The sequence below is a fragment of the Buchnera aphidicola (Cinara curvipes) genome (assembly GCF_900698915.1).
Lineage (GTDB): Bacteria > Pseudomonadota > Gammaproteobacteria > Enterobacterales > Enterobacteriaceae > Buchnera_F > Buchnera_F aphidicola_AY.
The window spans coordinates 102,194-116,170 of the sequence record NZ_LR217710.1 but is presented as its reverse complement, the minus strand read 5'-3'; the positions used below and the strand labels follow the sequence as shown (position 1 = coordinate 116,170).

General features: G+C 23.4%; 9 protein-coding genes. 6 read left to right on the top strand and 3 right to left on the bottom strand.

The genetic code is table 11. The annotated features are described in order from the left end of the window. Nucleotides 1-66: 66 nt before the first annotated feature. Together BUCICURV3402_RS00520 and ndhC are read right to left on the bottom strand one after the other, a co-directional pair. The gene (locus BUCICURV3402_RS00520; RefSeq protein ID WP_154029163.1) at nucleotides 67-744 is read right to left on the bottom strand and encodes a NuoB/complex I 20 kDa subunit family protein; all 678 of its coding nucleotides are present in this window, start codon (nucleotides 742-744) and stop codon (nucleotides 67-69) included. 129 nt (nucleotides 745-873) lie between these two features. Beyond that, on the bottom strand, nucleotides 874-1,245 hold the full coding sequence (gene ndhC / locus BUCICURV3402_RS00515) for an NADH-quinone oxidoreductase subunit A (RefSeq protein ID WP_154029162.1): 372 nt from the start codon (nucleotides 1,243-1,245) through the stop codon (nucleotides 874-876). Between the two features lie 399 nt (nucleotides 1,246-1,644). Here ndhC and dnaK point away from each other — a divergent pair, with 399 nt between their 5' ends. Both dnaK and dnaJ read left to right on the top strand, forming a co-directional pair. Beyond that, on the top strand, nucleotides 1,645-3,561 hold the full coding sequence (gene dnaK, locus BUCICURV3402_RS00510) for a molecular chaperone DnaK (protein WP_154029161.1): 1,917 nt from the start codon (nucleotides 1,645-1,647) through the stop codon (nucleotides 3,559-3,561). A 115-nt stretch (nucleotides 3,562-3,676) separates the two neighbouring features. Continuing rightward, nucleotides 3,677-4,816: a molecular chaperone DnaJ gene (dnaJ, locus tag BUCICURV3402_RS00505; protein ID WP_154029160.1), complete on the top strand. Its 1,140-nt coding sequence runs from the start codon at nucleotides 3,677-3,679 to the stop codon at nucleotides 4,814-4,816. A gap of 83 nt (nucleotides 4,817-4,899) precedes the next feature. Here dnaJ and rpsT read toward each other — a convergent pair whose 3' ends face one another. Beyond that, a complete protein-coding gene (gene rpsT, locus BUCICURV3402_RS00500) occupies nucleotides 4,900-5,160 on the bottom strand; it encodes a 30S ribosomal protein S20 (RefSeq protein ID WP_154029159.1) in 261 nt (86 codons plus the stop codon). 390 nt (nucleotides 5,161-5,550) lie between these two features. Here rpsT and ileS point away from each other — a divergent pair, with 390 nt between their 5' ends. The 4 genes from ileS (at nucleotide 5,551) to carB (ending at nucleotide 13,962) form a co-directional block, all read left to right on the top strand. Beyond that, on the top strand, nucleotides 5,551-8,388 hold the full coding sequence (gene ileS, locus BUCICURV3402_RS00495) for an isoleucine--tRNA ligase (RefSeq protein ID WP_154029158.1): 2,838 nt from the start codon (nucleotides 5,551-5,553) through the stop codon (nucleotides 8,386-8,388). A 314-nt stretch (nucleotides 8,389-8,702) separates the two neighbouring features. Beyond that, on the top strand, nucleotides 8,703-9,551 hold the full coding sequence (gene dapB, locus BUCICURV3402_RS00490) for a 4-hydroxy-tetrahydrodipicolinate reductase (protein ID WP_154029157.1): 849 nt from the start codon (nucleotides 8,703-8,705) through the stop codon (nucleotides 9,549-9,551). Nucleotides 9,552-9,617: 66 nt separating this feature from the next. Then, nucleotides 9,618-10,751, top strand: a complete 1,134-nt coding sequence (carA, locus tag BUCICURV3402_RS00485; protein ID WP_154029156.1) for a glutamine-hydrolyzing carbamoyl-phosphate synthase small subunit — start codon at nucleotides 9,618-9,620, stop codon at nucleotides 10,749-10,751. Next, the gene (gene carB, locus BUCICURV3402_RS00480) at nucleotides 10,735-13,962 is read left to right on the top strand and encodes a carbamoyl-phosphate synthase large subunit (protein ID WP_154029155.1); all 3,228 of its coding nucleotides are present in this window, start codon (nucleotides 10,735-10,737) and stop codon (nucleotides 13,960-13,962) included. The genes carA and carB overlap by 17 nt, the downstream gene beginning before the upstream one ends. Nucleotides 13,963-13,977 lie beyond the last annotated feature (15 nt).

Genomic DNA, 13,977 nt, shown 5'->3' with positions numbered 1-13,977 from the left:
AATAAAATTATTTATAAAATATAAACTTTAATAGAAAATAAAAAATATATATATTTTTATTGATAATTAAAAACTATCTTCACAGTTAAGGTTAATAATAGATATTCGTTTATTATTTTTTCTTTCCTTTTCAGATAACATTTTTGCTTTATATATACCCTGTTCACCAATTACCCAAGATAATGGGCGACGTTCTTTAGAAATAGATTTTTGTAATAAGGTTAACGCATGTATGTATGCTTCCGGTCGAGGAGGACAACCAGGTATATAAATATCTACTGGAAGAAATTTATCTACCCCCTGTACTACAGAATAAACATCATACATTCCTCCAGAATTTGCGCAGGCACCCATAGAAATAACCCATTTAGGCTCTAACATTTGATCATACAATCTCTGTATTACAGGAGCCATCTTAATAAATGGTGTACCAGCAATTACCATAAAATCAGCTTGTCTTGGAGATGCACGTAATACTTCAGAACCAAAACGAGAAATATCGTGAACTGAAGTAAATGAACTTACCATTTCTACATAACAACATGACAAACCAAAATTATATGGCCATAAAGAATTTTTTCGACCCCAATTTACAATTTTATGAATAAATTTAGAAAGTGTTCCAAAAAAGATATTATGCTTTACTTGTGCTTCAATAGGATCAGAAACTGATTCTGTAATATTTAATGGATATTTTTCAAAAATGTCATTATTTGTATTTACACGTGTTAAAGTATATTTCATTATTAATATCCTGAAATAATTAAAAATATTACTAAATTTTATTTAAAAAATTTTTTTAAAAATAAAATTTAAAAAAAATTTAAAAATTTTTATATATATTATTTTATTGATAAAAATATATATATTCAATTATTTTGATACTATCCATTCTAATATATTATTTTTAAACAAAAAATATAATGTTAATAATAAAGAAAAAATAAAAAAACAAATACCAATAAAACCTATCCAACCAGATTCTCGTACACATATAGACCAAATATATAAATATAATGCTTCTATATCAAAAATAACAAAAAAAATAGCAATTAATGAAAATTTAATAGGTATTTTTAATCTAGCATCACCAAGTGAAATAATACCTGATTCAAATGGATGGGGTATATTTTGAAAATATGACCTACCTCCAAGAATATAACCTGCTATTAGCATAAAAAAACATACAAAAAAACTAAAAAATATAAAAACTAAAAAACATAAAGATTGATAATTTATTTTCATAAATATTCAAAACTCATAAAAAGTTAATTTAACATTATAATTTATAATTAATAAAAATACTTTATATAAATGAAATAGAATATCATATATAAATATTTCATATAGGTAAATATAATTAATTATAACATTTTATAAACAAAAAAGTTATAATTTTACTCTAAGTAATGTAATAATTAAAAAATCAATTACATTTTATATATAAATAATTAATATTTTTTTAAAATAAAAAATTATATTTTTTTTTTACCCTTGATGCTGAATAAACTGACCCCATTTAATTAATATTATCTATTTTATAAAATTTTTAATACTTTTTAAAATACTATTAATTTAATTTAAAAAAGTATTTCAGAATAAAAATAAAATTTATCAACAATAATATATTCAAGGAATATAATAATGGGAAGAATAATTGGAATAGATTTAGGAACCACTAACTCTTGTGTAGCTATTATGGATAATAATAAAGCAAAAGTATTAGAAAATTCGGAAGGAGAGCGTACAACTCCCTCTGTTATTGCTTATACTAAAGAAAACGAAATATTAGTCGGCCAACCAGCAAAAAGACAATCCATAACAAATCCAAAAAATACACTTTTTGCTATAAAAAGACTTATGGGAAGAAAGTTTCAAGATGAAGAAGTACAACGTGATATAAAAATTATGCCTTATGATATCGTCCAATCAAAAAATGGAGATGCTTGGTTAAAAATAAAAAAAGAAAATATTGCTCCACCGCAAATTTCTGCAGAAATTCTTAAAAAAATGAAAAAAACAGCTGAAGATTATTTAGGAGAAAAAGTTACAGAAGCTGTTATTACAGTTCCGGCATATTTTAATGACGCTCAAAGACAAGCAACAAAAGATGCCGGGAAAATAGCTGGGTTACAAGTCAAAAGAATTATTAATGAACCAACTGCAGCTGCTTTAGCATATGGACTAGATAAAGGGAAAGGAAATAGAACAATAGCGGTTTATGATTTAGGTGGAGGAACATTCGATATTTCTATTATTGAAATAGATGATGTTGATAAAGAAAAAACATTTGAAGTATTATCAACAAACGGGGATACACATTTAGGTGGAGAAGATTTCGATAATCGATTAATACATTTTTTAGTATCAGAATTTCAAAAAGAACAAGGTATTGATTTAAAAAATGATCCTTTAGCAATGCAACGATTAAAAGAAGCTGCTGAAAAAGCAAAAATAGAGTTGTCTTCAGCTCAACAAACTGATGTAAATTTACCGTATATTACAGCAAACTCTACAGGACCTAAACATTTAAATATTAAAGTAACACGAGCAAAATTAGAATCTTTAGTTGAAGATTTAATTATTAGATCTATAAAACCTCTAGAAGTTGCATTAAAAGATGCTAAATTAAAAATATCAGATATTCATGATATTATTTTAGTAGGTGGTCAAACTCGTATGCCTCTTGTACAAAAAAAAGTAGCAGATTTTTTTGGAAAAAAACCAAGAAAAGATGTCAATCCTGATGAAGCTGTAGCTATTGGAGCTGCTGTTCAAGGAGGAGTATTATCTGGAACAGTAAAAGACGTATTACTATTAGATGTAACACCTCTATCATTAGGAATTGAAACAATGGGTGGAGTTATGACTCCTTTAATCAATAAAAATACTACTATACCAACTAAACATAGTCAAACTTTTTCTACAGCAGAAGATAATCAATCTGCAGTAACTATACATGTATTACAAGGAGAAAGAAAAAGAGCATCTGATAATAAATCACTTGGACAATTTAATTTAGATGGAATTCAACCCGCGCCTAGAGGTATTCCACAAATAGAAGTTACTTTTGATATTGATGCAGATGGTATTTTACATGTTTCAGCAAAAGATAAAACAACAGGGAAAGAACAAAAAATTACTATACAATCTTCATCAGGATTAAATGATGATGAAATTAAAAAAATGATTTCAGAAGCACAAGAAAACTCTGAAAAAGATTTACAATTTGAAGAATTAATAAAAGTTCGAAATCAAGGTGATCAAATTTCTCATAATACAAAAAAACAAATAAGAGAATGTAAAGAAAAAATTGATCTAAATACTAAAACAGATATTGAAAAATCTCTACAAGAACTAGATTTATCCCTAAAGGGAGAAAATAAAGAAGAAATTGAAAAAAATATACAAAAAGTATTACAGTTTAATTTAAAACTAACAGAATTATTAAAAAAAAGTAATGAAGAAAAAAACCACAAAAAAAAAGAAAATGTAGAAAAAAATAATGATGATGTAGTAGATGCAGAATTTGAAGAAATTAAAGAAAAAAATAAAAAATAAAACTATTTATTTATTAAAAAAATAATTTTAAGTATTTAATCTGTTTTCTAGATAAAAGGGTGTAGAAATTAAATCTACACCCATTTTTATATATCAATTCAGGATAAAAAATATTATGACACAACAAGATTATTATAAAATTTTGAATATTTCTAATACAGCCAATGAAAGAGATATAAAAAGAGCTTATAAAAGACTTGCTATAAAATACCATCCAGATAGAAATCCGGATAATAAACTTGCAGAAGAAAAATTTAAGGAAATTAAAAAAGCTTATGAAATTTTAAGTGATTCAAAGAAAAGAAGTGCATATGATCAATATGGACATGCAGCATTTGAACAAAATAATAATTCAGAGAATTTTCACAGTAGTTTTACTAGTTCTACATCCGATTTAAATGATATATTTGGTGATGTTTTCGGTGATATTTTTGGAAATCAACGAAAAAATACACAAGAAAAAGGATCAGATTTACAATATAATATTAATCTTTCTCTAGAAGAAGCGGTTCAAGGAGTCACAAAAAAAATAAAAATTCCAACATTAGAAGAATGTAAATCATGTTATGGAACAGGTTCTGCTTATGGTTCTAAACCAAATACTTGTACTCATTGTAATGGACACGGTCAAATACAAATGCGAAAAGGATTTTTCAGTGTACAACAAACATGTCCGAATTGTAATGGAGAAGGAACTATTATAAAAAATCCATGTAAAATATGTTATGGACAAGGAAGAATAAAAAAATCTAAAAGTTTATCTATTAAAATTCCATCAGGTGTTGATACTAATGACCGTATTCGTTTAAATAATGAAGGAGAAGCAGGAAAAAATGGAGCAAAATCTGGAGATTTATATATACAAATTACAGTAAAAAAACATCCTATTTTTAATAGAGAAGAAAATAACTTATACTGTGAAATACCTATAAATTTTGTCATCGCAGCTTTAGGAGGGGAGATTGAAATACCGACTTTAAAAGGAAGAGTAAATCTAAAAATACCCTCTGAGACACAATCAGGTAAATTATTTAGAATTCGAGGAAAAGGGATAAAATCAGTTAGAAAAGGATATCCTGGAGATTTATTTTGTAAAATAAAAGTAGAAACACCTGTAAATTTAAATTCATTTCAAAAAAATCTATTAACACAACTAGGAAAAAGTTTTGGTGATTTTAAAGGAAAAAATCATAGTCCTCAATCAAAAAGATTTTTTGATAGTGTAAAAAGATTTTTTGACAACCTGACACAATAAATATAAAAATAAGAGGGTATTGCTGTCTATAAATAAAATAGAAGCAATACTTATTAAAGTAAACAAATTTACAATATAAAAAATTACATACATTTAATATTTTTTATTAATACTGATTTATATCTAGATGCTTTATTAATATGCAAAATACCTTTTGAACAATATCTATCAATAAAAGATTGAAAAATATAAAAAGCTTGATAAGCTTTATTTTTATCTTTCATTTTAATAAAAAAATATACTTTTTTAATAAACGTTTTGATAGTAGAACGTTTACTAATATTCAATTTTCTACGTTTTTCAGATATAATTGAGTGTTTTTTAGATGATTTTATATTTGCCAAAATAATTATAACTCCCAAATTAAAAATAAAAAAAATTATTTTTTTAATTTATTTAAAATATCTTATAAAAAATATTTTTTTTATAAAAAATTAAATTATTCATGTTAATATTAAACACTATATACTATAGATAATAGTATCAATAATTAAAGAAAAAATATACTATATATTATATTTTTAGAGTAAATAATATAAAAATAATTTATTTATTTAATAAATTATTTAAATTTAAAATTATTAAATAATTTAATAACTATTTACTAACTAAAATTTCAATACATACTAATTTTTATAAAAATTTTATCTATAATATAGAAGCACTAATTAATAATTAATTATATATCTTTCCGTTTTTTATAAATATACATAAAATTTTACTAAGAGTAATACATGAAAAACATTAAAAAATCTTTAAACTTACCAAAAACAACATTTCCCATGAAAGCTAATTTAGCTATTAAAGAAATTGAAATATTAAAAAAATGGAAAAAAGATAAACTATATAAAAACTTATCTATAAAAAATAAAAAAAATAAATATTTTTTTTTACATGATGGACCACCATACGCTAATGGAGATATTCATATTGGTCATGCAGTTAATAAAATATTAAAAGATATAATTTTAAAATTCAAACGTATGTCAGGATTTTTTGCTCCTTATACACCATGTTGGGACTGTCATGGATTACCTATTGAGCAAAAAGTAGAAAAAATATTTGCTGAAAAAATAACTACTACTAATGTAGAAAAATTTAGAGAATTATGCCATAAATATGTATTACAGCAAGTTCAACAACAAAAAAAAGATTTTATCAGACTTGGGATACTAGCTGATTGGAAAAATGCAAGTCTTACTATAGACTATAAAAATCAAGCTAACACAATAAATGTATTGACTAAAATTGTAAAAAAAGGATATGTATATCGAGATCTTAAACCTATTCACTGGTGTTTCAAATGCCAATCATCTTTAGCTGAAGCAGAAATAGAACATAAAATAAAAAATTCAATATCTATCTATATTTTATTTAAAATAAAAAATTATAATTTATTTAAAAAATTTTTTAAAAAAAAAATACAAAAAGAAAAAAAATTTCTTTTTAAAATATCAGTTATTATTTTTACTACTACTCCCTGGACCTTACCTACCTGCCAAGCAATTGCTGTAAATCCAAATTTATATTATCAAATAATACAAATAAAAAAAAGATATTATATTTGTGAAGAAAAACTAACAAAAAACATAATAAATAAAATTAAAATAAAAAAATGGAAAATTATTGGACTTATAAAAGGAAAAAAATTAGAAAATTTAGAATGTTTACATCCATTTTTTAATATCTATGTTCCTATTATTTTATCTACACATGTATCTGATATATTGGGTACAGGAGCTGTACATATGTCACCAGATCATGGTTATGAAGATTTTATAGCCTGTAAAAAATATAAAATTAAACCATTACAAATAGTGAATTCATACGGTTTTTATAATATTCCTACTTTTAAAAAACTTAATAATATTCATATTTTTAATAAAGAAAATATAATTATTCAATTATTGCAAAATAATAAAAAAATATTTTTTTCTGAAATAATTAACCATAGTTATCCTCATTGCTGGCGTCATAATAAACCAGTTATTTTTAGAACAACACCACAATGGTTTATTAAAATATCTGATGAATCATTAAAAAATAAAATATTAAAAGAAATCAAAAAAGTTTCATGGATACCTTTGTGGGGAGGAAACAAAATGAAAAAAATGTTAATAAATAGACCTGATTGGTGTATTTCGAGACAAAGAACCTGGGGTATTCCTATTCCATTTTTTATACATAAAAATACAGGTAAATTACATCCAAATACTATTTTAATAATGAAAAAAGTAGAAAAAAAGATTAAAAAATATGGTTCTCAGATATGGTGGAAAACAAAAAAGAAAAAATGGTTAAAAAAAGATGCGGATATGTATGAAAAAGTTAATGATGTTCTTGATGTATGGTTTGAGTCAGGATCTAATCATCAACTCAAAATATATAAATATAATTTAATTAATAGATTTAATTATATAGCTGATTTATATTTAGAAGGATCAGATCAACATCGAGGTTGGTTTATGTCGTCATTAATTACATCAGTAATCACAAAAAAATATGCTCCTTACCTGTCAGTTATTACTCACGGTTTTGTCATAAATAAATATGGACAAAAAATGTCAAAATCTTTAGAAAAGAATATAAAACCAAAAGATATTATTCAAAAATGGGGAGCAGATATATTAAGATTATGGGTAGCATATACAAATTATACAAATGATATATCCATTTCCAATAAAATATTAGAACAAATATCAAGTCATTATAGAAGAATTAGAAATACAATACGATTTTTATTTTCTAATATTTTTGATTTTGAAAGTAAAATACACATTATAAAAAATAAAAAAATGTTACTATTAGATCGATGGATATTAGAAATAACATATAAATATCAAAAAAAAATCATAAAAAATTATTCTAATTATAATTTTCATAAAGTTGTACAAATAATTATTAATTTTTGTTCTACAGAACTGGGATCCTGCTATTTAGAACTTATTAAAGATAGACAATACACTATGCATAGAAATAGTATAGAAAGAAGAAGCAGTCAAACAACAATATTCTATATATTACAATCTCTTATACGATGGATATCTCCTATATTATCATTTACTGCAGAAGAAGCATGGAATCAATTAAAAGATAAAAAAGAATCATCAATTTTTAAAAATACATGGTTTAAAAAAATAAAACCTCTTCCAGAAAATATTACTTATAATTCAATATTTTGGAAAAAAATATTTACTATTAAAAATGAAGTAAATAAATTTATTGAAAAAGAAAAAAAAAATAAATATATAAATAGTTCATTAGAAATACAATTATTATTGTATGTAGATAAAAAATTATTTAGATTATTATTGTCCTTAAATACTGAATTAAAATTCATTTTTTTAGTTTCTGAAACTCGATTACATAGATATTCTTCTGCTCCAAAATTCGCTTACCATAGCCAAGATATTAAAAATTTAAAAATTATTATAAAAAAAAGTAATAAAATAAAATGTCCAAGATGTTGGAATTATTCAAAAAAAAATACATTAATTAATAATAATATGCAAGTTTGCTATAGATGTATTTCAAATATAAATCAAAAAACAAAAAAACATATTTTTTTATAAAAAAAAACAAATATATATTTCATTAATATTTTTTATATAATAAATAATTTATATAAAAGTATATTTTAGAATATATACATATCTATTAATAATTATTAGTATAAAATTTATAAAAATATAATACTTTTTATTATAATAATTTTAAAATCATAAAATAAAAAATTATTATATACATTAAAAAAATATTTATATAATCAGTATATAAGAATAAAAATTTATATTTATAAAAATATTTTTTTAAATCAAATTTTTATTTATATTTAATTTTTATATTATTTATTCCATTAAAAAATATATTTACTAGGATCCAAAAAATGAAAAAAAAAATAATTAATATAGCAATATCCGGAGCATTAGGTAGAATGGGAAAAATTCTAACAAAAGAAATTAAAAAAAAAAAAAATATTAAATTAACTCATTTATTAATTCAAAATAATGAAAAAATTTTTATTCAAGAAAAGAATCAAGGTAATTATTTAAATGAAAAAAAATTATTTACTACCTTAGAAGATTTAATTACAGAAAAGAAGAAAACAATATTTGATCTACTAATTGATTTTAGTACACCAAAAGCTACATTAAAAATGATAGAATATTGTGTAAAAAATAAAAAAAAAATAATTATCGGAACAACCGGTTTTAATAAAATTCAAATTAATAAAATAAAAAAAGCTTCTAAAAAAATCCCAATATTATATTCACCTAATTTTAGTATAGGTGTAAATATTATGCATAAAATAATAAAATATATTTCATCAATTTTAGGTAATAATTCTGATATTGAAATTATTGAATCCCATCATAGAAATAAAATAGATGCTCCTTCAGGAACTGCATTACAATTAGGTAAAATAATATCTAAATCAATGAATTGGGATTTCGACAAATCAGCTATATTTTCTCGATATGGGAATATCGGGATAAGAAAAAAAAATAAAATTGGTTTTTCAACCATACGCGAAGGAAATACTATTGGTGAACATACAGTTTTATTTTCTAATAAATATGAAAAAATTTCAATTAATCATAAAGCTACTCATCGTTCTATATTCGCTAAAGGAGCAATTGAAGCTGCTATATGGATAAATGAGAAAAAAAATGGTTTATTTAAAATGTCTGATTTCTTAAAAAGAAAATCTATTTATAAAAAAAACAAAATATAATTAAATTTATTAAAAATTAATAAAATATTATTTTAAATACAATAACTTGTATATAAGGAAAATATTTTGAAAAAATTAGCACATTTAATATTAGAAGATGGAACTATTTTTCAAGGTATTACAGAAGGTATAGAAGGTGAAACAATTGGAGAAATAGTATTCAATACAGCTATGACAGGATACCAAGAAATTTTAACTGATCCTTCTTATTCAGAACAAATAATTTTGTTTACTTGTCCACATATTGGTAATGTTGGAACAAATAAAATGGATGAAGAATCTGATAAAATTTATGCTAACGGAATTATTATTCGATCTATTTCACCTGAAAATAGTAATTTTTATAGTACAAAAAGTTTATCACAGTACATAAAAAATAAAAATATTGTTGCAATATCAAATGTAGATACAAGAAAAATAACACATATTTTAAGAAAATATGGATCACAATATGGATGTATTCAATCTGAAAAATACATGGATGTAAAAAATGCTTTAAAAAAAATTAAAATACATAAAAAAATAAAAAAAAATAATTCCATTACTTCAATAGGAACAAAAAATATTCAAAAATGGAATACTGAAAATTCAAAAAATAAATATATAAAAAAAATATTTCATGTAGTTGTATTCGACTTAGGTGTAAAAAAAAGTATACTTAATATTTTAGAGAAGAAAGGATGCAAAATTACATTAATACCTTTTAATACATCAGTAAATACTGTTCTATCACTTAAACCTTCCGGAATTTTATTATCAAATGGTCCGGGTGATCCGCGATCATATCGTATTACTATAAAAAATATAAAAAAATTATTAAATTTTTCTATTCCTATTTTTGGAATTTGTCTGGGTCATCAAATCTTAGCGCTGTCTTTAGGATCAAAAATTATCAAAATGAAATTCGGACATCACGGATCTAATCATCCAGTACAAAATGTACAAACAAAACGTGTATTTATTACAACTCAAAATCATAATTTTGTTGTTGACCCTAAAACAATACAAGAAAGTATGTTAGTTACACATATATCTTTATTTGATAAAACTATTCAAGGAATTAAATTAAAACATCATCCATCCTTTAGTTTTCAAGGTCATCCCGAATCTAACCCAGGTACTCATGATATTCAAAAACTATTTGATAATTTTATCAAAAATATGATAAACAAGGAAAATTTATATGCCAAAAAGAAATGACATAAACTCTATATTAATTATAGGATCTGGACCAATTATCATCGGTCAAGCATGTGAATTTGATTATTCAGGTGTACAGGCTTGTACAGCATTAAAAGAAGAGGGATATAAAGTAATTTTAATAAACTCTAATCCAGCTACTATTATGACCGATCCAAAAATAGCTGATATTACCTATATTGAACCTATCAATGTAAATATTATAAAAAAAATCATAAAAAAAGAAAAACCTGATGCTATTTTACCGACTATGGGTGGACAAACTGCTTTAAATTGTGCGCTACAACTACATCAAAAAGGTATTTTAAAAAAATATCAGGTAGAATTAATAGGAGTTACTATTAAATCTATTCAAAAAGCAGAAAATAGATTTTTATTTGAAAAATCTATGAAAAAAATCAAATTAAAAACAGCAAGATGTGGTATTGCTCATAGTATAAAAGAAGCAAACTCAGTTATTAATTTTATTGGATTTCCATGTATTGTTCGACCTTCTTTCACGATGGGTGGTAGTGGAGGAGGTATTGCATATAACTATGAAGAGTTTCAGAATATTTGTATACATGGTTTAGAATTATCACCAATATCTGAATTATTAATTGATGAATCATTAATTGGATGGAAAGAATACGAATTAGAAGTTATACAAGACAAATCTAAAAATTTTATAGTAGTATGTACTATTGAAAATATAGATCCAATGGGTATACATACAGGAGATTCTATTACTGTTGCTCCAGCTCAAACATTAAATGATAAAGAATATCAAAATATGCGTAATGCTGCAATTAATATTCTCAAAGAAATAGGAGTAAATAATGGAGGAGCAAATGTACAATTTGCAATAAATCCAAAAAACGGAAAAATGGTAGTAATTGAAATGAATCCTAGAGTATCTAGATCATCTGCATTAGCTTCTAAAGCTACTGGATTTCCAATTGCTCGAATTTCCACAAAACTATCAATAGGTTATACTCTGGATGAACTTAATAATAATATTACCGGAAAAAATACACCAGCAGCTTTTGAACCTTCGATTGACTATATTGTCACTAAAATACCTAGATTTGATTTCAAGAAATTTCATGGATGTAACGATAGATTAACTACACAAATGAAATCTATTGGAGAGGTTATGGCTATAGGTCGAACTTTCCAGGAATCATTACAAAAAGCAATTAGAAGTTTAGAAATTGGATCCACTGGATTTGATATTAATTTTAATAAAAATAATATAAAAAATTGTTTATTAAGTAAAAAAAAAATAGAGTATGAATTAAAAGAAGCTGGTTCAGATAGATTATGGTATATTGGAGAAGCTTTTAGATTAAATTGGACTATAGAAATAGTAAATAAACTTACAAATATAGATAAATGGTTTTTAAAACAAATACAGAATTTGATAATAATTGAAGAGCAAATAAAATTAAAAAAAATATCTAATTTAAATTACAAAAAGTTAAAATATTTAAAATCTAAAGGATTTTCAGATTTAAGAATTTCTCAATTAATAAATGTAAAAGAAGATGAAATACGTAAAAAAAGATATGAATTAAAATTACATCCAGTATATAAACGTATAGATACATGTTCAGCAGAATTTTCTACAGAAACAGCTTATATGTATTCTACTTGGGAAGATGAATGTGAATCATTACCAACAAAAAATAAAAAGAAAATCATTATACTTGGCAGTGGTCCTAATAGAATTGGGCAAGGAATAGAATTTGATTATTGTTGTGTACATGCAGCTCAAATATTAAATTTAGATAAATATGAAACAATTATGATTAACTGCAATCCTGAAACTGTATCTACAGATTATGATATCTCCCATAGATTGTATTTTGAACCAATTGCATTAGAAGAAATATTAGAAATTGTAAGAATAGAAAAACCAATGGGAATTGTTATTCAATATGGAGGTCAAACACCATTAAAATTAGCTAAATATTTTAAAAAAGAAGGAATTAATATATTAGGAACTCAACCTAAATATATTGATATATCTGAAAATAGAAAAAAATTTCAAAAAATAGTTCAAAAATTAAAATTAAAACAACCTAAAAATGATACTGCAAATAATATAACTGAAGCATTAAAAAAATCTAATTTTATTGGATATCCAGTTATTATTCGCCCTTCATATGTTTTAGGTGGCCGAGAAATGGAAATAATTTATAACGATAAAAATTTAATACAATATTTCAAAAATCGTGAAAAAAAATCAATAAATCAAACAGTTTTATTAGATCAATATTTAGATAATGCTATTGAAGTAGATGTAGATGCTATATGTGATAAAAAAAGAGTTTTTATAGGTGGAGTTATGGAACATATTGAACAAGCCGGAATACATTCAGGAGACTCTGCTTGCGCATTACCAGTTTACACAATAAATTCTAATATAGAAAAAAAAATCAAAAAACAAACAAAAATTCTAGCCATTAAATTACATGTACTAGGTTTAATTAATATTCAATTTGCTATTAAAAATAATGAAATATTTGTTTTAGAAGTAAATCCAAGAGCATCTAGAACTATTCCTTTTGTTTCTAAAGCTATTGGAATTCCATTAGCTAAAATAGCTATGCGTGTAATTTGTCAAAAAAATTTATTAGAACAAAAATATATAAATACAATAAAACCAAAATATTATTCTGTTAAAGAAGCAGTTTTACCATTTAATAAATTCCCGGAAGCAAATCCTTTTTTAGGTCCTGAAATGAGATCTACAGGAGAAGTAATGGGAATAGGTAAAACATTTTCATTAGCTTTTTATAAAGCTATGTTAGGAATATCTATTAAAATTAAAAAAACAGGAACGATATTATTATCAGTAAAGGATTCAGATAAAAATTCAATAAATAACATTGCTATACAATTAGAAAAGTTAAATTTCAATATTGAAGCAACCTTAGGAACATATTTAAAATTAAAATCTATAGGAATTAATGCTAAATTAGTTAATAAAAAACACGAAGGAAGACCTAATATACAAGACTTTATTAAAAATAAAAAATATATTTATATAATAAATACATCAATAGATAATAAAATAAATAAAGAAACTCGTGAAATTCGACAAAACGCGCTAAAATATAAAATACACTATGATTCTACTTTAAATGGAGCTTTTGCTACTATTTCTACATTTCAACATATTGGGAAATATCCGATATTATGTTTACAAAAACTAAAAAATTTATAAAAATAAAATTATATA

Excerpts from the sequence above, each read along its gene's own strand:
- carB (WP_154029155.1), top strand. The coding sequence starts at position 10,735 with ATGCCAAAAAGAAATGACATAAACTCTATATTAATTATAGGATCTGGA.
- ndhC (WP_154029162.1), bottom strand. The coding sequence starts at position 1,245 with ATGAAAATAAATTATCAATCTTTATGTTTTTTAGTTTTTATATTTTTT.
- dnaK (WP_154029161.1), top strand. The coding sequence starts at position 1,645 with ATGGGAAGAATAATTGGAATAGATTTAGGAACCACTAACTCTTGTGTA.
- BUCICURV3402_RS00520 (WP_154029163.1), bottom strand. The coding sequence starts at position 744 with ATGAAATATACTTTAACACGTGTAAATACAAATAATGACATTTTTGAA.
- dnaJ (WP_154029160.1), top strand. The coding sequence starts at position 3,677 with ATGACACAACAAGATTATTATAAAATTTTGAATATTTCTAATACAGCC.
- dapB (WP_154029157.1), top strand. The coding sequence starts at position 8,703 with ATGAAAAAAAAAATAATTAATATAGCAATATCCGGAGCATTAGGTAGA.
- ileS (WP_154029158.1), top strand. The coding sequence starts at position 5,551 with ATGAAAAACATTAAAAAATCTTTAAACTTACCAAAAACAACATTTCCC.